Source organism: Sporosarcina contaminans, from assembly GCF_042679045.1.
In the GTDB taxonomy this organism is placed as follows: Bacteria; Bacillota; Bacilli; order Bacillales_A; family Planococcaceae; genus Sporosarcina; species Sporosarcina contaminans.
Window position 1 is genome coordinate 94642 of record NZ_JBHTLT010000016.1, and the last position, 24362, is coordinate 119003.

At 41.5% G+C, this 24362-nt stretch carries 27 protein-coding genes; all 27 read left to right on the forward strand.

The window, feature by feature from the left end:
• The first annotated feature begins 22 nt into the window (after positions 1–22).
• The 27 genes from ACFQ38_RS03105 to fliF all read left to right on the forward strand — a co-directional run bounded on the left by ACFQ38_RS03105 (position 23) and on the right by fliF (position 24359).
• Positions 23–184, forward strand: coding sequence for a hypothetical protein (locus ACFQ38_RS03105; protein ID WP_381479769.1), 162 nt, complete (start codon positions 23–25; stop codon positions 182–184).
• Position 185: 1 nt separating this feature from the next.
• The gene (gene ftsY / locus ACFQ38_RS03110; RefSeq protein ID WP_381479770.1) at positions 186–1181 is read left to right on the forward strand and encodes a signal recognition particle-docking protein FtsY; all 996 of its coding nucleotides are present in this window, start codon (positions 186–188) and stop codon (positions 1179–1181) included.
• Between the two features lie 96 nt (positions 1182–1277).
• The gene (locus ACFQ38_RS03115; protein WP_336822446.1) at positions 1278–1613 is read left to right on the forward strand and encodes a putative DNA-binding protein; all 336 of its coding nucleotides are present in this window, start codon (positions 1278–1280) and stop codon (positions 1611–1613) included.
• A gap of 13 nt (positions 1614–1626) precedes the next feature.
• A complete protein-coding gene (gene ffh, locus ACFQ38_RS03120; protein ID WP_336822447.1) occupies positions 1627–2982 on the forward strand; it encodes a signal recognition particle protein in 1356 nt (451 codons plus the stop codon).
• Between the two features lie 197 nt (positions 2983–3179).
• The gene (gene rpsP, locus ACFQ38_RS03125) at positions 3180–3452 is read left to right on the forward strand and encodes a 30S ribosomal protein S16 (RefSeq protein ID WP_060209070.1); all 273 of its coding nucleotides are present in this window, start codon (positions 3180–3182) and stop codon (positions 3450–3452) included.
• A gap of 115 nt (positions 3453–3567) precedes the next feature.
• Complete coding sequence (locus ACFQ38_RS03130; RefSeq protein WP_336822448.1) at positions 3568–3801, forward strand: KH domain-containing protein; 234 nt, start codon at positions 3568–3570, stop codon at positions 3799–3801.
• Between the two features lie 85 nt (positions 3802–3886).
• On the forward strand, positions 3887–4402 hold the full coding sequence (gene rimM / locus ACFQ38_RS03135) for a ribosome maturation factor RimM (protein WP_336822449.1): 516 nt from the start codon (positions 3887–3889) through the stop codon (positions 4400–4402).
• On the forward strand, positions 4402–5139 hold the full coding sequence (gene trmD / locus ACFQ38_RS03140) for a tRNA (guanosine(37)-N1)-methyltransferase TrmD (RefSeq protein WP_336822574.1): 738 nt from the start codon (positions 4402–4404) through the stop codon (positions 5137–5139). Before rimM ends, trmD begins: the two co-directional genes overlap by 1 nt.
• A 128-nt stretch (positions 5140–5267) precedes the next feature.
• On the forward strand, positions 5268–5612 hold the full coding sequence (gene rplS / locus ACFQ38_RS03145; protein ID WP_336822450.1) for a 50S ribosomal protein L19: 345 nt from the start codon (positions 5268–5270) through the stop codon (positions 5610–5612).
• Between the two features lie 155 nt (positions 5613–5767).
• Complete coding sequence (lepB, locus tag ACFQ38_RS03150; RefSeq protein WP_336822451.1) at positions 5768–6325, forward strand: signal peptidase I; 558 nt, start codon at positions 5768–5770, stop codon at positions 6323–6325.
• Positions 6326–6343: 18 nt separating this feature from the next.
• Entirely contained in the window at positions 6344–7222 is an 879-nt protein-coding gene (gene ylqF / locus ACFQ38_RS03155) for a ribosome biogenesis GTPase YlqF (RefSeq protein WP_336822452.1), read from the forward strand.
• Positions 7223–7334: 112 nt separating this feature from the next.
• Positions 7335–8165, forward strand: a complete 831-nt coding sequence (locus ACFQ38_RS03160) for a ribonuclease HII (RefSeq protein WP_381479771.1) — start codon at positions 7335–7337, stop codon at positions 8163–8165.
• Complete coding sequence (locus ACFQ38_RS03165) at positions 8116–10083, forward strand: hypothetical protein (RefSeq protein ID WP_381479772.1); 1968 nt, start codon at positions 8116–8118, stop codon at positions 10081–10083. The genes ACFQ38_RS03160 and ACFQ38_RS03165 overlap by 50 nt, the downstream gene beginning before the upstream one ends.
• Entirely contained in the window at positions 10080–10388 is a 309-nt protein-coding gene (locus ACFQ38_RS03170) for an EscU/YscU/HrcU family type III secretion system export apparatus switch protein (RefSeq protein ID WP_336822455.1), read from the forward strand. Before ACFQ38_RS03165 ends, ACFQ38_RS03170 begins: the two co-directional genes overlap by 4 nt.
• A gap of 108 nt (positions 10389–10496) precedes the next feature.
• A complete protein-coding gene (gene sucC / locus ACFQ38_RS03175) occupies positions 10497–11657 on the forward strand; it encodes an ADP-forming succinate--CoA ligase subunit beta (protein ID WP_336822456.1) in 1161 nt (386 codons plus the stop codon).
• A gap of 18 nt (positions 11658–11675) precedes the next feature.
• On the forward strand, positions 11676–12578 hold the full coding sequence (gene sucD / locus ACFQ38_RS03180; protein WP_336822457.1) for a succinate--CoA ligase subunit alpha: 903 nt from the start codon (positions 11676–11678) through the stop codon (positions 12576–12578).
• A 91-nt stretch (positions 12579–12669) separates the two neighbouring features.
• Positions 12670–13548 (forward strand): DNA-processing protein DprA, encoded by an 879-nt coding sequence (gene dprA / locus ACFQ38_RS03185; RefSeq protein WP_336822458.1) that lies wholly within the window; start codon positions 12670–12672, stop codon positions 13546–13548.
• A 164-nt stretch (positions 13549–13712) separates the two neighbouring features.
• Complete coding sequence (gene topA / locus ACFQ38_RS03190) at positions 13713–15788, forward strand: type I DNA topoisomerase (RefSeq protein WP_336822459.1); 2076 nt, start codon at positions 13713–13715, stop codon at positions 15786–15788.
• Positions 15789–15811: 23 nt separating this feature from the next.
• Positions 15812–17131: an FADH(2)-oxidizing methylenetetrahydrofolate--tRNA-(uracil(54)-C(5))-methyltransferase TrmFO gene (gene trmFO / locus ACFQ38_RS03195; RefSeq protein WP_381479774.1), complete on the forward strand. Its 1320-nt coding sequence runs from the start codon at positions 15812–15814 to the stop codon at positions 17129–17131.
• A 315-nt stretch (positions 17132–17446) separates the two neighbouring features.
• On the forward strand, positions 17447–18337 hold the full coding sequence (xerC, locus tag ACFQ38_RS03200; protein ID WP_336822575.1) for a tyrosine recombinase XerC: 891 nt from the start codon (positions 17447–17449) through the stop codon (positions 18335–18337).
• A gap of 9 nt (positions 18338–18346) precedes the next feature.
• Positions 18347–18892, forward strand: coding sequence for an ATP-dependent protease subunit HslV (gene hslV / locus ACFQ38_RS03205; protein WP_381479819.1), 546 nt, complete (start codon positions 18347–18349; stop codon positions 18890–18892).
• Positions 18889–20295 (forward strand): ATP-dependent protease ATPase subunit HslU, encoded by a 1407-nt coding sequence (hslU, locus tag ACFQ38_RS03210; protein WP_336822461.1) that lies wholly within the window; start codon positions 18889–18891, stop codon positions 20293–20295. Before hslV ends, hslU begins: the two co-directional genes overlap by 4 nt.
• A gap of 85 nt (positions 20296–20380) precedes the next feature.
• A complete protein-coding gene (gene codY, locus ACFQ38_RS03215; RefSeq protein WP_336822462.1) occupies positions 20381–21157 on the forward strand; it encodes a GTP-sensing pleiotropic transcriptional regulator CodY in 777 nt (258 codons plus the stop codon).
• A gap of 290 nt (positions 21158–21447) precedes the next feature.
• Complete coding sequence (flgB, locus tag ACFQ38_RS03220; protein WP_336822463.1) at positions 21448–21840, forward strand: flagellar basal body rod protein FlgB; 393 nt, start codon at positions 21448–21450, stop codon at positions 21838–21840.
• 2 nt (positions 21841–21842) lie between these two features.
• Positions 21843–22304, forward strand: a complete 462-nt coding sequence (gene flgC, locus ACFQ38_RS03225) for a flagellar basal body rod protein FlgC (protein ID WP_336822464.1) — start codon at positions 21843–21845, stop codon at positions 22302–22304.
• Between the two features lie 49 nt (positions 22305–22353).
• A complete protein-coding gene (gene fliE / locus ACFQ38_RS03230; RefSeq protein WP_336822577.1) occupies positions 22354–22644 on the forward strand; it encodes a flagellar hook-basal body complex protein FliE in 291 nt (96 codons plus the stop codon).
• Positions 22645–22778: 134 nt separating this feature from the next.
• Positions 22779–24359, forward strand: a complete 1581-nt coding sequence (gene fliF / locus ACFQ38_RS03235) for a flagellar basal-body MS-ring/collar protein FliF (RefSeq protein WP_381479775.1) — start codon at positions 22779–22781, stop codon at positions 24357–24359.
• The last annotated feature ends 3 nt before the right edge of the window (positions 24360–24362 follow it).

Sequence of the window (24362 nt, forward strand, 5' to 3'; positions counted from 1 at the left end):
ATTTTGAACTGGAAGACGTTTTTTGTCTTCCAATTCAAAATTGAAGCGACCTCGAGGGGATGGCTGCTGGAGCCTGGATGAAACAAAAGCGCAGGCAGCCGGATTCTATAGAATGAAAAGCCATATCGTTATGGATGTCGATGTATCGATGCAGATTCATTGGAAAAGTAAAAGGAGAGATTGAAATGTCTTTTTTTAAAAAGTTAAAAGAGAAAATTACTGGAACAAATGAGGCGGTATCGGAAAAATTCAAGGAAGGTTTGGCGAAAACTCGTGATTCCTTTACATCTAAAGTGAATGACTTAGTCGCTCGTTTCCGTGAAGTGGACGAAGAATTTTTCGAGGAATTGGAAGAGCTTCTATTGCAAGCTGACGTTGGTGTTGAAACGGTAATGGAGTTAATCGACCAATTAAAGTTTGAAGTTCAAAGGAAAAATATTAAAGATACTGCCGGCATTCAATCCGTCATTTCCGAAAAGCTCGTAGAAATTTATAGAGCTGGCGAGGAATTAGATACTGAATTGAATATGCAAGATGATTTGACAGTAATTTTAATGGTTGGTGTCAATGGAGTCGGCAAGACGACGACAATCGGCAAATTGGCGGCTCGTTTCAAAAGTGAAGGAAAAACAGTTATGTTAGCAGCAGGCGATACGTTCAGAGCGGGAGCAATCGACCAGCTTGTTGTATGGGGTGAACGGGTAGGCGTAGAAGTGATCAGGCAGTCGGAAGGATCTGATCCGGCCGCAGTAATGTATGATGCGATCCGTGCGGCAAAAAATAGAAATGTCGATGTTTTAATCTGTGATACTGCTGGCAGATTGCAAAATAAAGTAAATTTAATGAATGAGCTTGAAAAAGTGCATCGTGTCATCGGAAAAGAAATTGAAGGCGCTCCACACGAGGTGCTATTGGCATTGGATGCAACAACTGGTCAAAACGCGTTAATCCAAGCAGAAACGTTTAAAGAAGCGACGAACGTAACTGGAATTGTATTGACGAAATTAGACGGAACAGCGAAGGGCGGCATCGTACTTGCAATCCGCAATAAATTGAATATCCCAGTTAAATTTGTCGGTCTTGGTGAAGGAATGGATGATTTACAGCCGTTCGATCCAGAAAAATATGTTTACGGATTGTTTGCAGAAGGCTTGGAATTGGAAATGAAGGAAGAGGAATGATGCTTCTTTTAACATCTTTGCGGTTCTAATAAAGACAAGTAAAATTACTTGACACTTAATGTGCGGCATTATAAGATGACATGGGGAGGCGAGGTTATGATGCTTGAAAAAACGACGCGCATAAACTTCCTCTATGACTTTTATCAGACGCTGTTGACTGACAAGCAAAGAATATATATGCAGTTGTACTACTTGGATGACCTGTCCCTCGGAGAAATTGCTGAGGAATATGGCGTTTCAAGACAAGCTGTCTATGACAATGTCCGGAGAACAGAAGCGATGTTAGAAGATTATGAAGCGAAATTGAAACTCTTTTCGAAATTTCAAAAAAGGGTGGAAATCGTTGAGCAGCTCGAACAAATTGTAACTGGCGATGACGATCAATCCAAAGAAGTGCGGGCATTGCTTACCGCATTAAAAGATCATGAGTAGGGGGGGTCTATGCATGGCATTTGAAGGTTTAGCCCAGCGCCTGCAAGGGACGCTTCAAAAAATTACGGGCAAAGGAAAAATTAGCGAAGCAGATGTAAAAGAGATGATGCGTGAAGTCCGTTTTGCGCTGATCGAAGCGGACGTCAACTTGAAAGTTGTAAAAGAATTCGTCAAAACCGTTAGTGAGCGCGCTGTCGGGCAAGATGTCATGAAAAGCTTGACGCCTGGCCAGCAAGTGGTCAAAATTGTCCAAGATGAATTGACGAACTTAATGGGCGGAGAGCAAAATCCGATACAGTTTGCGAGAAAGTCACCTACCGTCATTATGATGGTAGGTCTTCAGGGGGCCGGTAAAACGACGACGACAGGAAAGTTAGCAACAGTGCTGCGTAAACGGCATAATAAAAAACCGCTATTAGTTGCTGCGGACGTCTATCGACCAGCTGCTATTCAGCAATTGCAAACTCTTGGCAAACAACTTACGATGCCGGTATTTTCACTCGGTACGGATGTTTCGCCTGTCGAAATCACCCGTCAAGCGCTATCAGAAGCTGAAAAGGAACATCATGATGTTGTCATCATTGATACGGCTGGCCGTTTGCATGTCGATGAAGAGTTAATGCAAGAACTGAAAGACATTAGGGAATTGAGCAAACCGGATGAAGTTTTCCTTGTAGTTGATGCGATGACCGGCCAAGATGCTGTCAATGTTGCTAAGTCTTTTGATGATGCAATCGGCATTACAGGAGTCGTTTTGACGAAGCTCGACGGGGATACTCGAGGCGGGGCTGCATTGTCCATCCGTTCTGTAACGCAAAAACCGATTAAATTTGTCGGTATGGGCGAGAAAATGGATGCCTTGGAACCGTTCCACCCTGAACGTATGGCTTCAAGGATTTTAGGTATGGGCGACGTTATGTCTCTCATTGAAAAAGCGCAGGCGAATGTTGATGAGGAGAAGGCGAAGGAACTTGAAAAGAAATTCCGCACGCAAACCTTCACATTGGATGACTTTTTGGATCAACTGCAGCAAGTGAAAAAAATGGGTCCGCTTGATGAATTATTGAAAATGATGCCTGGTTTCAATAAAATCAAAGGTCTTGAAAATGCTCAAGTCGATGAAAGTCAAATGGGCCGGGTAGAAGCGGTCATTTATTCTATGACGATTGAAGAGCGCACAACACCTGAAATCATTAATGCGAATCGTAAAAAAAGGATTGCCAAAGGTTCAGGCACATCGATTCAAGAAGTGAACAGGCTTTTAAAGCAATTTGATGAAATGAAGAAAATGGTTAAGCAAATGACCAATATGCAAACAAAAGGGAAAAAGAAAATGAAAATGCCAGGCTTCGATTCATTTTTCAAATAAGCAGCGTACGCTTTTATTTATCCCTAGTTGAATTTTGAATAGCAAATCGGCTTATAGCGATGAAAGGTAAAGTGAAATTGGCCATTTTCTATGGCGAATTCATTTTATAGTAGGTGTTAAGAAAAAACACTTTACAAACATAAGAAACCTTGATAATATACTATCTTGTGTGAAACTATTCGGAGGTGCAAGTAAAAATGTCAGTAAAAATTCGTCTTAAACGTATGGGAGCAAAGAAAACTCCTTTTTATCGTATTGTTGTAGCAGATTCACGTTCACCACGTGATGGCCGTCAAATCGAAACAGTAGGTACGTATAACCCACTTACAAAACCTGCAGAAGTGAAAATCGATGAAGAATTGGCTCTTAAATGGCTTCAAAATGGTGCGAAACCATCTGATACAGTTCGTAACCTGTTCTCAGAGCAAGGCATCATGGAGAAATTCCATAACGCAAAATACGGTAAGTAAGTTGAACCAATCGGGCATTCAAAGACATAACGGATGCTCGATTGATTGCAAATGAACGCATGTTATACGTAAAGTCTTACTGCCCGTAGATACGGGATAATCAGGAGGGGTGTACATGAGGCAGCTGATCGAAACGATTGTAAAACCATTAGTCGATCATCCGGAAGATGTTCGGGTCGATAAAGATGAACAAAATCATCGTATCACTTACAAACTTTCCGTCAATCCTGTAGATATGGGGAAAGTGATCGGAAAACAAGGGCGTGTAGCAAAAGCGATTCGCACCATTGTTTATTCAGCGGCAGGCAGTCACCACGGCAAAAGAGTTTACTTAGATATAGTCGATTGAAAGGGAGGGCCCACCTAAGTCCTTCCTTTTTTGTTTACATGTGTGGAACAATCCTATATTCTGCTTAGAAAGGATGGTGTGCAATATGCAATGGTTCAATGTAGGAAAGATTGTAAATACGCACGGTATCCGGGGGGAAGTCCGGGTGATTTCGAGGACTGACTTTCCAGAAGAAAGATACGCGGTGGGCAATGAATTGACGCTCTTTCTCCCGGATGGGAAAAAGCCGATCCGTTTAATTGTTGCAAGTCATCGTAAGCATAAAAACTTTGACTTGCTTACATTCGAAGGACACCCGAATATTAATGATGTTGAAAAATATAGAGATGGCATATTGAAAGTGTCTGAAGAGCAATTGGGCGAGTTGGAAGAAGGGGAATTTTATTACTACGAAATTATCGGCTGTGAGGTTTATACAGAAGCGGGCGAATTGATTGGGAAAGTGACTGAAATTCTTGAAACAGGGTCGAACGACGTTTGGACAGTTACACCTCAAACGGGAAAGCCGCATTATATACCGTATATTGATGACGTCGTAAAGGCAATTGATATTGAAAATAAAAAAATTGTCATCGATCCGTTGGAAGGGCTTCTTTCATGATGAAAATTGACGTACTATCCCTATTCCCGGAAATGTTTGAAGGTGTGTTGCATTCTTCCATTATGAAAAAAGCACAGGAAAACGATGCGGTCTCCTTTCATGTCGTGGATTTCCGGGAGTACTCCGGGAATAAGCATAAGAAAGTAGATGATTATCCGTATGGCGGCGGTGCGGGAATGGTTCTAAAACCAGAACCGCTTTTTGCGGCAGTTGAAGATTTGACGAAAGGGACGGAGAAAAAGCCTCGTATTTTACTTATGTGTCCCCAAGGGGAACGCTTCGACCAGAAAAAAGCGGAAGAGCTCTCAGGTGAGGACCATATCGTTTTCCTATGTGGCCATTATGAAGGGTATGACGAGAGAATCCGCGAATACTTAGTTACCGACGAACTCTCAATCGGCGATTTTGTATTGACAGGTGGAGAGATTGCCGCAATGGCGATGATCGACAGCATTGTCCGGTTATTACCGAATGTATTAGGAAATTCAGATTCTCCCGTGTTAGATTCATTTTCGACAGGGCTTTTAGAGCATCCGCAATATACGAGGCCGGCGGATTTCAATGGGATGAAAGTTCCGGATGTACTTTTATCGGGGAACCATGCCGAAATTGAAAAATGGCGACAGGAGCAATCTTTACTTCGTACATTTCATCGGCGCAAAGACTTGTTAGACGTTGCACCTTTAACTGATCATCAGAAAAGGTTGTTGGAGCAGTTGAAAGCAGAAAAAAATTAACAGATTATCTTGCGAAGGCTTGTCGTTTATGGTATGATCTACTATGTGCTTCTATGGAGTACATATGACTGATGTTCCGCTGCAAAGGCAAGAGATGCAAGAGCATCTGTGGAGAAGGAGAGAAAATCATGCAAAACATTATTGCAGAAATTACAAAAGATCAGCTTCGTACTGATCATCCAGATTTCCGTCCTGGGGACACTGTCCGCTTGCACGTGAAAATCATCGAGGGTACACGTGAGCGTATCCAAATTTTCGAAGGTGTCGTCATTAAACGTCGTGGAGGCGGAATCAGTGAAACATTCACAGTCCGTAAAATCTCTAACGGTGTAGGCGTTGAACGTACATTCCCTGTACACACACCAAAAATCGCTAAAATCGAAGTGACACGCCGTGGTAAAGTACGCCGTGCGAAATTGTACTACCTTCGCAGCCTACGCGGAAAAGCCGCTCGTATCAAAGAAATCCGATAATATCCAAACAGCGGGGAGCAATCCTCGCTGTTTGTCTTTTTACTGAATCCGATTATACATAAAAATGGGGGCCTATTTTTGGTCTCCTTTCTTTTTGCCTCAAATATGAATAGACTGTACAATAGGGATAGTAGTTTGGCGGGAGGCTTCAGTGAATGGACGAAAAAAAGAAAAAGAATGAAACTTATGAATGGATTAAAGCTTTATTGATCGCGTTTGGGCTTGCTGCGGTCATTCGCATCTTTTTATTTACTCCGATCGTCGTCGATGGCATTTCAATGATGCCGACATTAGAACATGGAGATAAGATGATTGTCAATAAGATCGGTTATACGTTAGGTAAGCCTGAACGGTTTGATATCGTTGTGTTCCATGCTCCAGAACAGAAGGATTATATTAAACGGGTGATCGGGCTTCCGGGCGATACAGTCGAATATAAAGATGATGTTTTGTATATTAACGGTAAGCCATACGACGAACCGTATTTGGAACAATATAAGAAAACCGTGAACGATGGCCCTTTGACTGAAGACTTCGTGTTAGAGGATAAAATAGACAGTGATACAGTGCCGGAAGGACATGTATTCGTCATGGGCGATAATCGACGAAAAAGTAAAGACTCAAGACATATCGGAGCAGTAGCGATCGATGAAATTATCGGTAGTACAAAATTCGTGTTTTGGCCGATTAAAGACTTCGGTATTGTCAAGTAAAGAAAGGACGGGATAGTGATGACTATCCAATGGTTTCCAGGCCATATGGCCAAAGCGAGACGTGAAGTGACTGAGCAACTGAAATTAGTTGACATCGTTTTTGAATTGATTGATGCCAGGCTCCCTTTATCGTCGCGCAATCCGATGATTGATGAAGTAATACAACAAAAACCGAGACTGCTAATATTAAATAAAATGGATTTAGCAGATAGTAAAGAAACAGAACGATGGATTCATTACTTTGAAAAAGAGGGCATTCCTGCAGTTGCCATCAATTCGTTTGAAGGAAAAGGGCTTGCAGCAGTAACGAAAGCAGCGAAGGAAATCCTAACACCTAAAATAGAAAGAATGAAAAAGCGAGGCATTCGCCCTGGAGCGATTCGGGCAATGATTGTCGGCATACCAAATGTCGGGAAGTCAACGCTCATTAACCGGTTGGCAAAGAAAAATATCGCTAAAACAGGAAATAAGCCAGGTGTAACGAAGGCGCAACAGTGGATTAAATTTGGGAAAGAATTAGAACTGTTGGATACACCGGGAATTTTATGGCCGAAATTTGAAGATCAGGCGGTCGGATACAAATTGGCTTTAACTGGTGCAATAAAAGACACGGTCGTCAACATGGAAAATTTGTCTGTTTACGGCCTGCGTTTCTTAGAAAAACATTATCCAGAAAGGCTTTTAGAAAGATATGGCATTCGTGAAATTGGCGAGGACATTTTGTCGGTTTTCAATAAAATCGGTGAAGATCGTAAAGCGTACACCCAAGGAGGAGAGATTGACTACGACAAAGTCGCGGAGTTGATCATCCAAGATATCCGCAATGAGCACCTTGGCAAATTAACATTTGATTTTACAAACGAAATAGAAGAACAGGTCGATGGGGTCGTGGAATAATCCATGACAATCGGCCTTTTCTATTTATGAAAAGGCAAAATCTCCATAATCTGACCGATATAAAGTGTAACGTGATAGTACTTACATATTAAAAATAGATCATACATAGGTGATGGCAGTGAAAACAGTGAAAGAAATATCGAATGCATTAAAAAAAACATTGGAAATGATGCCATGGATAGAAGAGTTGGCAGCTGATGAAAGAGCGGGTGTTCAGACTGCACTAAAGAGGTGGCACCGCGAGAATGAAAAAAGAAAGCGAAAATTAATTGCTTATGAAGAAAAGAAATCGTTTGATAAGCAATTTAAACGCTTTGCAGGAGATTTGGTTGCGGGAATTGATGAGGCAGGAAGAGGACCGTTGGCAGGACCGGTTGTATGTGCGGCGGTTATATTACCTGAAGATGCACAGGAACTTATCGGTTTAGACGATTCTAAAAAAATATCGAAAAGTGAAAGAGAACGTTATGCAGCTATTATTCGTGACATAGCGGTCAGCTACGCGGTACATATTCAATCGGCACGGCGCATAGATGAACTCAACATTTACGCTGCGACGAGGGAGTCGATGGAAAGAACTGTTGAACAGCTGCCAATAAAACCAGACATTGTCATAGCGGATGCGATGCAATTAACTGTTAGCTGTCCATCCGAAGCGATTATTAAAGGAGATGCACAAAGCTTGGCAATTGCTGCTGCATCGATTTTAGCGAAAACAACCCGTGATCATTTAATGGACGAGTTGGATAATGAATATCCAATGTACAAGTTTAAAAACAATGCGGGCTACGGAACAGCGGATCACCTTGAAGCGTTATACATGCACGGCCCTTGTGAACATCATAGGAAAACGTTCGAACCGATCAAATCTATGCTGAAAAGGAGGGAGGCCGATGAGCCATCCTTTAATTCCGAATTTGACAACTATCCAATCAACAAATAGCAGTTCATCTCCGCTCGTATTGCGGGAAGGGCAAATGTTCCATGGTCAAATTAAGCAGCTATTCCCAGGCCAGATGGCAGAAGTGCAAATTGGCGGACAGCGATTGATTGCCAAATTAGAAGTGCCGATGAAAGCGGGTGATTCTTATTACTTTCAAGTAAAGTCAACAGAACCCGAACTACAACTGAAAATGATTTCAGGACCACTCCGGACAGATGAAAGTTTATCACGGCAGCTGTCATCCTTATTGGAATCAATGCAATTGCCAAAGACATCGGAAATGCAAAGTTTATTAAACTACGTCTTAAAGCAGAAACTGCCAATTTCGCGAGACAATTTATTAGAAGCAGAGAAATTGCTGAAAACAGTTCCAGCTGCACTTCGCAACGAAGCATTGTCAGCGATACACAAGTTATTGGACATGAGATTGCCATTGACGATCAACCACTTCAACTCTTTAATTGGTGTTGAGACGAGGGAAGGCTTGCATCATCTCATTGCGGCTTTATCTAAAGCGCTAAATAATGAGAATGCTTTGTCAGAACAAGCGAAATCGCATCTTTCTTCCCTCCTGAATGGGATGGGGAAACAAACTGATCAAGCAGTTGAACGTTCGATTATTGCAAATGCGTTAAACAAGTTGTTAGAAACTTCTGTGGGAAGAGAAGAGCGATTTGCAGTTTTGCAGTTGCTTAAGCAGGCAGGCGTATTGCCAATAAGAACATCGCTTGCAAACTTGCCGTCAGTTATTCATGAAATGATGGGAGACATACCAACACAGCGCGATAAACAATCGAATGAACAGCAACTCCCCTCTCGAAACAACGCTTTGCTAAGAAATATATTTGAAAACGCTTCGCCGACTGTGCACAAAGTGATTCAAGATTGGGCGGCGTTCAATGGAAAAGCCAATATTGCTGAGCAGGCAGCCCGTATTTTAGCTTCGATCCGACAAACGATTGAAAATGCCAATGATATTCCGGCTAAGCAAAAAACAGAATTACTAAATGCACTTCATAAGCTCTCAAATGCCTCGACAGCCTCTTTAAAGGAGAGTCCGGAAGTTAGGCAAATCAGTGTGCTTATAGCTAAGTTAAGTGCAGTAGATGCAGTTTTGAAGCCATTCCAATCATCTGTCTTCCTTTCGGAAAGACAAACGCAGGATCACTTGCATTTTTTAACCAGAGAAGCTGCAGACCAAGCTGCATCGATTCGGCAATTGGCCCAACAGTCTTCATCACCAATCGTAAAAGACATCATGCAAAGTGCTCAAGCTGCTGTAGATACTGCGATTGATGGCAAAATTATAAGAGAAGCTATGCGATCAATTATTACTTCTATGGGCTTCAACTATGAAGCGTCATTAGCTGGAAAAGAAGCGGATTTTGATCGATTGTCTGCGGCCTTAAAACCTCAGTTAATCCTTCTTTCGCAAGATCAGTCGGTTTCACCGCAGTTAAGGGAAGTTGCCGAACAGCTACTCTTTCGGATGAATGGACCGATGATGCAATCTGGAGAAGTCGGTCATAACCAGCAAATTGTCATGCAATTGCCGTTAGAATTTTTAGGGAAACGGATTGACGCTACATTGCAATGGAATGGCCGAATGAAAGAAGATGGAAAAATCGATGCAGATTATGCAAGAATATTATTCTATTTAGATCTTCAATCACTTGAGAAGACAATTGTCGATATGGTAGTGCAAAACCGGATCATCTCTATCACAGTTTTTAATGCGGATGAATCGATTAAACAGATTGGAATGCCGATCGTAGAAAGGCTTAAAAAAGGACTGTCAGAAATTGATTATCAATTTTCGGGCATCTTTTTCAAGAATTTTGAGGAGCATGGAAAAAAAGCGAGTGAACGTTCCAATAAAAGGATTCCCGAACGTGAAGGGGTTGATTTTCGCATATGATCGAAAGAAAAAATGTCAGAAAAGAGGCAGTAGCGCTATCATATGATCCAACTTCCGGGGAATCTCCGAAAGTAATCGCAAAAGGAAAAGGGAAAATTGCTGAAAATATATTAAAGAAAGCAGAAGAACACGATGTACCCATTCAGGAAGACCCAACTTTGGTAGAATTATTAGGGCAGCTGAATATTGACGAAACGATACCAGAGCAGCTATACCAAGCTGTAGCTGAAGTATTCGCATTTATTTACCAAGTGGACCGCGAGCATAGATTAAGAAAAAATAAAGAGAAACATGACGAAGTTTGACATTTTTTATAGGATTCTCGACATACAAATGTGGACATAATTTGACATCTTTACTACAATAGATACGGCAGTAAATTATGAGCTACAAGTTCGATTGGAGGATGTAAGATGAATATCCATGAATATCAAGGAAAACAGCTGCTTAGAGAATATGGCGTTGCTGTTTCAAACGGTCGGGTCGCATTCTCTCCCGACGAAGCTGTAAGTGCAGCAAAAGAGCTCGGAACAGACGTAATTGTCGTTAAAGCGCAAATCCACGCGGGTGGCCGCGGGAAAGCTGGCGGCGTCAAAATCGCAAAAAATCTTGACGAAGTCCGCGAATATGCAAAAGAGCTTCTTGGCAAAACACTTGTTACCCACCAAACAGGTCCGGAAGGAAAAGAAGTAAAACGTCTTCTTATCGAAGAAGGGTCAGATATTAAAAAAGAATACTATATTGGCCTTGTTGTAGACCGTGCGACAGATCGCGTAACTTTAATGGGATCAGAAGAAGGCGGAATGGACATCGAAGAAGTTGCGGAAAAAACGCCTGAAAAGATTTTCAAAGAAGTAATCGATCCAGTAGTCGGTTTGACTGGCTTCCAAGCGCGACGCATGGCATTCAACATGAACATCCCGTCACATCTTGTAAACAAAGCGGCGAAATTCATGACTGGTCTTTACCAAGTGTTCTCTGAAAAAGACGCTTCAATCGTAGAAATCAACCCGTTGGTCGTTACAGGTGACGATAATGTTTTAGCGCTTGATGCGAAATTCAATTTTGATGATAATGCATTGTATCGCCATAAAGACATTGTCGAATTACGCGATTACGATGAAGAAGATCCAAAGGAAATCGAAGCGTCCAAGTATGACCTGAGCTATATCTCTCTTGATGGAAATATCGGCTGCATGGTCAATGGTGCTGGACTTGCGATGGCTACGATGGATACAATCAACTACTACGGCGGATCACCGGCCAACTTCCTTGACGTTGGGGGCGGCGCTACAGCTGAGAAAGTTACAGAAGCGTTCAAAATCATCCTTTCCGATGAACATGTAAAAGGCATTTTTGTAAATATTTTCGGTGGAATTATGAAATGTGACGTAATCGCAGAAGGTGTTATTGCAGCTGCGAAAGAAGTAGGCCTTGAAGTTCCACTTGTTGTCCGTTTGGAAGGAACAAACGTAGACAGAGGTAAAGCGCTATTGAACGAATCCGGTTTAAATATCATCGCTGCTGACACAATGGCGGACGGTGCACAAAAGATTGTTGAACTCGTAGGCTAAGAAAGGCAGGGACAAACGATGTCAATTTATATTAATAAAGATACAAAAGTGATTGTACAAGGTATTACAGGCTCAACAGCACTTTTCCATACAAAGCAAATGCTTGAATACGGCACAAAAATTGTCGGCGGTGTTACACCTGGAAAAGGTGGTACTGAAGTTGAAGGAGTACCTGTTTTCAATACAGTCGAGGAAGCTGTAAAAGCTACAGGAGCAAACGTTTCTGTCATCTATGTGCCAGCTCCGTTTGCAGCAGATGCTATTATGGAAGCTGTAGATGCTGAATTGGATATGACAATCTGTATTACAGAGCATATTCCTGTTCTTGATATGATTAAAGTGAAGCGTTATATGGAAGGCAAAAAGACTCGACTTGTCGGTCCGAACTGCCCAGGCGTCATTACAGCTGATGAATGTAAAATTGGTATTATGCCAGGATATATTCATACGAAAGGCCATGTAGGCGTTGTTTCACGTTCTGGAACTTTAACTTATGAAGCAACACACCAATTGAGCCAAGCTGGAATCGGCCAAACGACAGCTGTCGGAATCGGCGGAGACCCTGTAAATGGTACAAACTTCATTGATGTTCTTAAAGAATTCAATGAAGACCCTGAAACGTACGCGGTCGTCATGATCGGTGAAATCGGTGGTACTGCAGAAGAGGAAGCAGCTGAATGGGTGAAAGCGAACATGACAAAACCTGTTGTTGGCTTCATCGGTGGACAAACTGCACCTCCAGGAAAACGTATGGGCCATGCGGGTGCGATCATTTCAGGCGGGAAAGGTACAGCTTCTGAAAAAATCAAAGCTATGAACGCTGCAGGCATTGAAGTAGCAGATACACCTTCCGTAATCGGCGAAACACTTATTAAAGTGTTGAAAGAAAAAGGCTTATACGAAAAATGTAAAACACATTAATTAATAGGATCATTTTTTACAAAATGACCGTGTCGATAAAGATGCAGCATGTTCATGTTGCATCTTTATTCACATTGATAGGAGGCTGAAAATGAACTATACAAACTTCGACAGGAAGTTAATGGCATTGCACTATGCTCATCCTGTACCATACAATCGTTTAAAAAAATTGGTGGATGCAGACCCCCGGCTCGACCAACTTTTTGCATACAATCCGTTCCAGTTGTCGGAGCTATTAAATATTTCCTTTCAACAAGCAAAACTACTGCATGAAAAACTTTCGAAATGTGCAAACACCCCCTTTGCACAATTGTACGAACAACAACTGATTATCCCTCTACCTTACTCTCACTCAAACTATCCAGAAGCGTTGCGAAAACTTATTGATCCCCCAGCTGTTTTATATATAAAGGGCGACATTTCATTGCTGCAAATAAGGACGAAAATCGCGATTATTGGTTCGCGTAAAGCGACTGATTATTCAAGGAAAGCAATGTCATACATTGTTCCGCCGCTCGTTCAAAATGGCATTGCCATCGTATCCGGGCTTGCGAAAGGAGCTGATACGATGGCGCATGAAGCAGCGCTTTTATATGGAGGGAAAACGATTGCCATCTTAGGTCATGGATTTTTTCATTTATACCCGAAAGAAAACGAAAAGATAGCGAAAACATTATCTAAAGAGCATTTGCTTCTCACAGAATATCCGCCTTATCTATCACCTGCCCGTTGGACATTTCCGATGCGCAATCGGCTCATTAGCGGTTTCTCAGATGCTGTCATCATAACAGAATCGGAAGAAAAGAGCGGCACAATGAGCACAGTTGAGCATGCACTCGATCACGGAAAGGATATATACGCCGTTCCGGGACCGATTACATCGTCTTTGTCCTTTGGTCCGAATAAGTTGATCGAAGAAGGGGCAAAGCCGATTTGGAATGGGTTTCAACTGTTTGAGCATACGTTGTAGAATGATGCCGAAAAACCTCCTTATGTTGAAAAGGTTGATTTTAATTCAAATCTGTTATACATTTTGCAACAGATATTCTTTTGAGTTCGAGTTCACAAGTAGCGTGATAAAAATAAGGCGCATTGTGAATAAATAGGGAACCTCTATGAGGAGGAACAAAGTTAATGGCAGATTATTTAGTAATAGTGGAATCGCCTGCAAAAGCGAAAACAATTGAGCGCTACTTAGGAAAAAAGTATAAAGTGCGTGCCTCCATCGGGCATTTGCGTGACCTTCCAAGAAGCCAGATGGGCGTGGATACGGAAAATAATTATGAACCGAAGTACATTACCATCCGAGGAAAAGGACCAATATTGCAAGAGTTGAAGAAAGAAGCTAAAAAGGCTAAAAAAATCTTTTTAGCGGCTGACCCCGATAGAGAAGGAGAAGCGATTGCTTGGCATTTGGCTAATCAGCTATCCATCGACATCGAATCAGATTGCCGAGTCGTGTTCAATGAAATTACGAAGGATGCTATTAAGGAGTCGTTCAAGCATCCAAGACCGATTGATATGAACCGGGTCGATGCCCAACAAGCGAGAAGGATATTGGACCGGCTTGTCGGCTACAATATAAGCCCGATTTTATGGAAAAAAGTAAAGAAAGGTTTATCTGCCGGCCGGGTCCAATCAGTCGCATTACGGCTCATCATCGATCGGGAAAATGAAATTAAAGTGTTTGTGCCTGAGGAGTATTGGAGTATAACGGGCCAGTTTACAAAGGATGGCAAAAAGTTTGAAGCGTCTTATTATGGCGATGCGAAAAAAAAGCTCAAACTTGAAAACAAAAAACAAGTCGATGAAGTATTGTCTAAAATGGCAGGAGACCAATTCGAAATTGTAAACCTCGTCAAGAAAGAAAGAAAACGGAATCCTGCACCCCCATTTACAACTTCGTCTTTGCAACAAGAAGCTGCACGTAAGTTGAATTTCCGTGCAAGAAAGACGATGATGCTTGCGCAACAACTCTATGAAGGGATTAATATCGGCAAAGAAGGAATTGTCGGTTTAATCACCTATATGCGTACCGATTCAACGAGAATTTCAGAAGGTGCAAAGGAAGAAGCGATGTCGTTCATCGGCACAATGTATGGCAAGGAATTCATTGCCACATCAAAAGTGAAAGCGAAGGAATCTTCAAATACACAGGATGCCCATGAGGCAGTGAGACCGACTTCAGTAATGAGGCCTCCAGAATCAATGAAACCGTATTTATCGAGAGATCAGCTCCGATTATACAAATTGATCTGGGAAAGGTTTGTTGCGAGTCAAATGGCGCCTGCTATTTTGGATACAGTCACTGCTGATTTGATGAGTGGCGAAGTGAGATTCAGAGCAACAGGTTCCGAAGTGAAATTCCCTGGTTTCATGAAAGTGTATATTGAGGGAGAGGACGATAAGGAAGAGGAGAAAGAAGGCATTTTACCTCCGCTTGAGCAAGGGGAGAAGGTAACGAGCAGTCAAATTGATCCGAAACAGCATTTTACTCAGCCACCTCCACGTTATTCTGAAGCCCGGCTCGTTAAAACTTTGGAAGAGTTAGGGATTGGCAGACCATCCACATATGCTCCGACATTGGATACAATACAAAAGCGGGGATATGTAACTTTGGATGCAAAGCGATTTGTACCTACTGAATTAGGTGAAATTGTCCATCAGGCAGTTAACCAATACTTCCCTGACATCATTAATATCGAATTTACAGCTGAAATGGAAAAGAACTTAGACGAAGTAGAAGAGGGCAATATCGGATGGGTTCAAGTCATTGATGAGTTTTATAAGGAATTTGAAAAAGATGTTAAAGTTGCAGATGAAGAAATGGAGAAAATTGAAATAAAAGATGAACCTGCTGGTGAAGATTGTGAAATTTGCGGTTCACCAATGGTGTTTAAAATGGGTCGATACGGCAAGTTTATGGCTTGTTCGAATTTTCCTGATTGCAGAAATACGAAAGCGATCGTAAAACCGATCGGTGTCACTTGTCCACTCTGTAAAGAAGGTCAAGTAGTCGAGCGGAAAAGTAAAACAAAAAGGATTTTCTACGGCTGTGACCGGTACCCAGAATGTGAATATGTATCTTGGGATAAGCCGATTAGCAGGCCTTGCCCAAAATGTCAAAGCACATTAGTTGAAAAAAGGCTTAAAAAAGGTGTACAAATTCAATGTACAGAATGTGATTATAAAGAAGATGCACAAGAATAACGATAAGAAAAGAGAGTGAAGGTATGGCAGCAATCGTCAATGTCATTGGTGCTGGGCTTGCGGGCAGTGAGGCAGCGTGGCAAATTGCGTCCCGTGGAGTAAAGGTACGCCTTTACGAAATGAGACCGGTGAAACAGACTCCTGCACACCATACGGATAAATTTGCGGAACTAGTCTGCAGCAACTCTTTGCGTGCAAATAATATTACGAATGCGGTAGGGGTCTTAAAAGAAGAGATGAGAAGACTTGATTCTCTTATAATTGCTGCAGCAGACAAATGCGCAGTCCCTGCTGGCGGTGCTTTGGCGGTCGACAGGCATGAGTTCGCGGGAAATGTAACAGACAAAATCCGCAATCATCCATTAATCGAAGTGATCAATGAAGAAGTGACGGACTTAGACGCAATGTTGGAAGGGATTACAATAATTGCGACTGGCCCATTGACTTCACCGGCACTTGCAGAAAAAATCCTGAAGCTCACTGGTGAAGAGTATTTGTATTTCTATGATGCAGCTGCACCGATAATAGAAAAAGAATCTATTGATATGGATAAGGTTTATTTGAAATCCCGCTATGATAAAGGTGAAGCAGCATATTTAAACTGTCCGATGGATGAAGAGGAGTTCAGCAGGTTCTATGAGGCGCTTCTCGCCGCTGAAGTAGCACCGTTGAAGGACTTCGAAAAAGAATTGTACTTCGAGGCGTGCATGCCTGTTGAAGTTATGGCTAAACGCGGTGAGAAAACATTGTTGTTCGGTCCAATGAAGCCAGTCGGATTGGAAGATCCGAAAACAGGTAAACGTCCTAAAGCCGTTGTGCAACTACGTCAAGACGACGCGGCGGGCACTTTGTATAATATCGTCGGTTTTCAAACGCACATGAAGTGGGGAGCGCAAAAGGAAGTTCTTCGACTCATACCCGGCCTTGAAAATGTTGAAATTGTCCGGTATGGAGTCATGCATAGAAATACGTTTATTAACTCTCCACGCGTTTTGGATTCAACTTATCAATTGAAATCTGTCAACAACCTATTCTTTGCAGGACAAATGACAGGTGTAGAAGGCTATGTAGAATCCGCAGGTTCAGGTTTAATCGCAGGCATGAATGCGGCACAATTGGCGTTAGGCAAAGAACCGATCCGACTTCCTGCCGAAACGGCTTTAGGCAGTATGGCGAGATACATTACAGAAGCAGACTCAAATAATTTTCAGCCGATGAACATTAATTTTGGGCTATTCCCGGATTTAGGGGAACGCATTAAATCGAAAGTAGAACGAGCAGAAAAGCATGCTGATCGTGCACTTCGAGTGATCGATCAGTTCAGGTCTACCGTTTTTCATTGAAATGAAAAGGCTGTCCGCACTGACAAATTTGTCAAGGACAGCCTTTTATGCTGCTATTATTGAACAAATTGTGTCTTTTAATAGATCTTATTGAGATAGATGTCAGACATCACAAGACAATTATGTTGATGTTAAGCTGTTTCTTGATGTATAGTAATTCGTGGATGACTTTTGAATTACTTAATTAGTTGCCTTATTCAATCATTATGGATTATTTTTTAGGAAATGAAAAAATAACCACTATTCAAACGCGTTGTAATTTTGTTATAATTGAAAAAGTGATTCATGTTGGGGGTGAAGCACTTGAAAGGCAATATGAATTCGGAGTTACTTCGGGAATACATAACTTATATCCAACTTGAGAAGAACTATTCATCCCACACTGTCATGGAATATAGTAAGGACATCGATGAATTTTTTTCTTTCATGGAGGCGGAAGGGATTTCCGATGTGAACGACGTAGAATACATCGAAGCGAGGCTGTATATAACAAAGCTATATGATCAAGGTCTTTCAAGAACGACGATTTCAAGGAAGATATCATCAATTCGTTCGTTTTTTAAATTTTGCAATGCGAAGTTTGACGTGAACGATCAAGCGTTCCGATTGCTGCATCATCCAAAGAAGGAAGAGCGACTTCCGGCTTTTTTTTATGAGGAAGAACTAAATTTACTGTTTGACTCATGTAAAGGTGAAGACCCTAAATCTTTGCGGAACATCGCTCTTTTGGAATGTCTTTATGCAACTGGGATAAGGGTCGGCGAACTCATTTCCATAAAAGTCAGCGATGTGGATTTGTCCTTAGGCATTGTCCGGGTGATGGGAAAAGGCAGAAAAGAGCGCTATATTCCTTTTGGAAGTTTTGCACAAACTTCTTTGGAAGCTTTTTTATCAAAAAGCCGTCCTATTTTAATGAAGGGAAAAAAACATCAAACATTGTTCACGAATTTAAGGGGAGATCCTATCACTGCATCCGGTGTCCGCTATATATTAAATTCGATGATGGAAGACGCGGCAATTCACGGGAAAATTTACCCCCATATGATCCGGCATACATTTGCTACACATCTGTTGTCCAACGGAGCAGATATGAGAGCAGTGCAGGAGCTGTTAGGTCATAGTCATTTATCTTCGACACAAGTATATACGCATATTACGAAAGAGCATTTGCGCAAGACTTATATGAATACGCATCCGCGAGCATAGGAGGTTGAGCTGATGGAATTTCATGCAACTACAATATTTGCCATCCGGCATAATGGAGTTTGTGCGATGTCGGGTGATGGTCAAGTAACAATGGGTGAATCTGTCGTCATGAAGCATACGGCCAAAAAAGTGCGCAGATTATTTGGCGGTAAAATCTTAGCGGGTTTTGCCGGCTCGGTAGCTGATGCGTTCACACTCTTTGAGTTGTTCGAAGGGAAATTGGGCGAGTTCCACGGGAATTTGGAGCGTGCTGCGGTCGAATTGGCCAAAGAATGGCGCGGAGATCGCATTTTACGGAAGTTAGAAGCTTTGCTATTAGTTGCCGATGAAAATCGTTTATTGCTCGTGTCAGGGACAGGTGAAGTGATTGAACCTGACGATGGCATTTTAGCGATTGGTTCTGGAGGCAACTATGCATTGGCGGCAGGCCGCGCATTAAAGAAATATAGCGGAGATTCGTTAAACGCCGAAGAAATTGCCCGTGCAGCTCTTGAAATAGCTGCTGAGATTTGTGTTTACACAAATGAAAATATCATTGTGGAGGTGTTAGGATGAATAAAAAGCCTCAACTTACTCCACGTGAATTTACGGCGTATCTTGACCGTTACATTGTAGGTCAAACTGCAGCTAAGCGGGCAGTTGCCGTAGCGATGAGAAATCGGTATAGACGCAGTTTGCTTACTGCAGAGGAAAGAAACGAAATCATTCCCAAAAATATTTTGATGATTGGACCGACAGGAGTAGGTAAAACTGAAATTGCAAGAAGGATTGCGAAATTGGTTAACGCTCCTTTCGTAAAAGTAGAAGCGACGAAGTTCACCGAGGTCGGATATGTAGGAAGAGATGTCGAGTCGATGGTCAGGGATTTGACTGAGGCCGGCGTTCGGATCGTCCGTGAAGAAATGCGTGAATCGGTTAAGGAACAAGCGCAAAAGCATGCGCAAGAACGCTTAATTGAGCTGCTGGTCCCAAAGAAAAAAGGAAAAGGGAATATGCAAAATCCTTTTGAAATGCTATTCGGTCAAAAAGCCGAAGAGGATTCTGAAAAAGATTCTGCAGAGGCAGTGGAGTTGAGCAGGAAACGTTCTGAAGTGAAGGCGCAACTTGAAGCGGGAAATTTGGAAGAGCGTATTATTTCGGTAGAAATTGCAGCTCAGCAGCCTTCCATGTTTGATGCATTGCAAGGTTCGGGAATGGAACAGATGGGTGCAAGTATGCAGGATGCATTATCGTCTTTTATGCCGAAAAAAATGGTCAATCGCAAGATGACAGTGAAAGAAGCGAGAAAGGTTTTGGAAGCAGAAGAGGCTGACAAACTGATCGATCACGAGGAAATTGCGAGAAGGGCAGTTGAGTTAACCGAACAGTCGGGTATCATTTTTATTGATGAAATGGACAAAATTGTGAGCAAAGGAAATAGTGGTGGTTCATCGGTCGATGTATCGAGGGAGGGTGTCCAGCGAGACATTTTACCGATCGTAGAGGGTTCGACTGTTACGACAAAATATGGTGCTGTAAAGACGGATTACATTTTGTTTATCGCGGCAGGCGCATTCCATATGTCTAAACCATCCGACATCATTCCAGAGCTGCAAGGCCGTTTCCCGATTCGTGTCGAGCTCGGAAAGCTGACAAAAGATGATTTTGTGCGTATATTGAAAGAGCCTGATTTTTCACTTATCACCCAATATGAAAAACTGCTGGCGACTGAGGATGTTGCCATCGAATTTGCGGATGATGCGATCGACAGAATAGCGGAAATCGCATTTGAGGTAAACGACAATACAGAAAACATAGGTGCGCGAAGATTGCACACAATATTAGAGAAGTTGTTAGAGGAGCTTTCCTACGAAGCAGCGGAAATAGGTCCTGCAACGATTAAAATCACCGTAGCCTATGTCGATGAAAAGTTGAAGGATATTGTAAAAAACAAAGATTTGTCACATTTTATCCTTTAACGAGGTCGTTTTAGTTTATTTAATGATTAAAAAGCTTTAGAATATTCTTAAACCCTGTTTCACATAATTTAAGGAGGAAATTTAAATGGCACTATTAGCAAAAACAAGACAAATTAATGCAATGTTACAAGAATCAGCAGGAAAACCGGTAAACTTTAAAGAAATGGCTGAAAAACTTAGCTCGGTTATCGAATGTAATGCATTCATCGTAAGCCGTAAAGGAAAATTGTTAGGATTAGAAATTCATCAGCAAATTGAAAATGAACGTATGAAAAAAATGTTTGAAGACCGTAAATTCCCTGAAGAATATACGAATAAATTGTTTGAAGTGAACGAAACATCTTCCAACTTAGATGTGAACAGTGATTACACTGTATTCCCTGAAGAAGAACTTGAATTGTTCAAAGATGGTTTGACGACGATTGTACCGATTATTGGTGGTGGAGAGCGTTTAGGTACATTAGTACTTGCACGCTTAAAACAAGAATTCACTGAAGATGATCTAATCCTTGCTGAATATGGCGCAACTGTTGTCGGCATGGAAATCCTACGTGAAAAAGCAGAAGAAATCGAAATGGAAGCAAGAAGCAAAGCTGTTGTACAAATGGCGATCAATTCGCTTTCATACAGTGAGCATGAAGCAATCGAACATATTTTCAAGGAATTGGATGGTAACGAAGGTTTGTTGGTTGCATCTAAAATTGCAGACCGTGTAGGCATTACGCGCTCTGTCATCGTCAACGCATTACGTAAATTGGAAAGTGCTGGTGTTATTGAATCTCGTTCATTAGGTATGAAGGGGACTTACATTAAAGTGTTAAACAGCAAATTCCTTGAAGAGCTTGAAAAACAAAAGAACTAAAAAATCGTTACAAATGCACTCCTGTCAATTTTGACGGGAGTGTTTTTTTATTTGAATGCTCATTTTGGAATTGATGCTAAAATGCTACAACTACCGAATGGGACTTAAGACCGGGCGCTAAATGTGAAGTTTAGTTTAAAAGGGTTGTTTTGGACCATGAAAATTTACTATTAAAGATAGACAAACTTCGCTATAATCCGATACAATAAGACAAGTGAAGTAATTGAAAGTTTTATAGAAAAAGTGAATGCACATTAATGGAAACCTTTATGAGAGGTGAATTAATAGTTATGAATATTTATGGATCAACGATTTCGCTCTTAGAACAGGGATTGAATTTCTCATCAGCTAAGGGCAAAGCGATTTCGCAAAATATAGCAAATGTTGACACTCCTAACTACAAAGCAAAGCATGTTATTTTCAATGAAATTTTAAAAAATGAACAACAAAAACCTTTCCATGCATATCGGACGAATGCCCTGCATTTTGACTTTAGAACGAAAGTTGCACAGTCGAAAGTATTCGACTCCTCGAGTTTACGTTATCGCCAAGACGGTAATGGAGTTGATATGGATAAGGAACAGGCTGACTTAGCTGCGAATCAAATTTACTATAATGCTTTAGTCGATCGATTGAATGGGAAATTCAACACACTTCAAAATGTCATTAAAGGAGGACGTTGAGCATGAGTATTTTTCATAGTTTAAACACATCTGCTTCTGCATTGACCGCTCAACGCCTTAGAATGGATGTCATCTCATCCAATATGGCTAACGTGGATACGACACGTGGAAAAATGGTCGATGGAGAATGGCAGCCCTATCGTAGAAAAACGGTCAGTTTACAACCGAAAGAGGGACAGTTTTCCTCCATGTTGAATGTAGCGATGGGAAATCGAACAAGGGGAGCAGCTATGAATGGGGTCGTTGTTCATAGAATTCAGGAGGATATGGAAACGCCTTTCAAATTAGTGTTTGATCCAACGCACCCTGATGCGAACGACGAAGGGTATGTAGAAATGCCCAATGTTGATCCATTAAGAGAAATGATCGATTTAATGTCTGCAACAAGGTCTTATGAGGCGAATGTCACGGTGTTGAATGCAAACAAAGCGATGTTAATGAAAGCTCTTGAAATAGGAAAATGATAAATAAGGAAGGAAGAGAATAACTATGCCAATTCAATCCATTCAAGGCATGGGCAATGTCACGGGTGTATTAAAGGCTGATGAAAGCCGAAACTTACAGCCGACTCCGTTTGAATCACAGAAAAGCTTTGGTAATTATTTGAAGAATGCTATACAAGACGTAAATGCTCAGCAAATTCAATCGGATAATATGACGCAAAAACTCATATTAGGTGAAGATGTTGATTTGCATAACGTTATGATTACTGCGCAAAAGGCTTCAATCGCATTAAATGCGACAATCGAAGTGCGAAATAAAATGATCGAAGCTTATCAAGAAATCATTAGAATGCCAGTATGATGATCGAAAGTTCCTCTCATGTTGATTGCAGAGGTTATAAAACGGATTAAGTCAATTACACTACTATGTAATTGACTTATATTATGAACATGCTTTTTAGGTTCCTGACTATGTATGCTGACCGGGGGATTAGAATGAATGAAAGAATGACGAAAATCAGGACGAATATGGCAGAGTTCTGGTCAAGTCGGACGAAGCGACAAAAAATTACTTATATCGGATCTGCAGCCGCGGTAGTTGCCATCGCCGCATTCTTGACTTTCTTTTTGTCGAGAACGGAATATGTTCCGCTTTATAGCGATGTCTCCCGCGAGGAAATTGGAAGAATTAAAGAAGAATTGACTGCGCAAGGTGTACCAAGCCGTATCGCACCAGGAGGGACTTCAATCCTTGTGCCAGAAAAGCGGGTGGATGAATTATTGGTCACTTTAGCCGCACAAGGCTTTCCGAACTCAGGGACGATTGATTATTCGTTCTTTACGGAAAATGCCGGCTTTGGGATGACGGATAATGAATTCGATATGGCTAAATTGAAAACAACGCAAAATGAACTGTCGAATTTGTTGAAAGGCGTCGGGGGGGTCAAAGACGCCAAAGTCATGATCACATTGCCGACTCAAAGCGTATTTTTGAATGAAAGTGTACAAAATGCAAGTGCTGCAATCATGCTTACTACTGAACCGGGTTACCAGTTCTCTGAATCACAAATTAATGCACTCTATAATTTAGTTTCCAAAAGTATACCGAATTTATCAACTGATGATATTGTCATCATGAACCAGTACTTTGAGTATTTTGACCTAAAAAAATCCGATAATACGAACGGTGCGAATATCGCCGATCAAATGGACTTGAAAAAGACGATTGAAAGAGATTTGCAACGTAAAGTTCAGATGATGTTAGGTACAATGATGGGTCAAGAAAATGTCGTCGTATCTGTTACGACAGATATTGATTTTAAGCAAGAAAACCGTGAAGAAAACTTAGTTGACCGAGTAGATGAAGATTTGGACAGCCTTGCAATCAGTGTCCAAAAAATTACGGAAACGTTCTCGGGCAATGGAGCAGTTGCTGGAGGAACGCCGGAAGCGGAAGATCCTACTGATAACCGAACTGGTTACGGTGAAGGGGATATGTCCAATGGTGATTATGAACGGATCGAGGAAACCGTTAACAATGAAATAAACCGGATCCGGAAAGATATAATTGAAAGTCCTTATAAAATTCGCGATATCGGTATTCAGGTAATGGTAGATAACTCCGATGACACTGCATTCTCCGCGCAAGGAGAAGTGGAAAATATTTTGAAATCCATCATCCGCACATCGATTGATAAGGAATACGTACCGGAAAACGTCACCGAAGATTTCTGGAATGACAAAATTATGGTAACTCCTCAAGAATTTAAAGGGAAAATTGTTATGGACGATCGTGTAGCAGGCAATACAATCCCTTGGTGGGTTTACGTAATTGGCGCCGCATTGCTCGTTGTCATTGCAATACTTATCTTTGCTTTCTTCCGAAAACGGAAAAAGGAAAGAGAGTTAGAGGAAGAACGGATTCTTGAAGAACAGCGTGAGGCTCTCAATGTAGAAGATATCAATACTGAGCAAGAAACAGAAGCAACAGTACGGAAAAAACAGCTGGAAAAAATGGCGAAAGAAAAACCAGAAGAGTTCGCTAAATTATTAAGAACTTGGATCGCTGAGGATTGATGG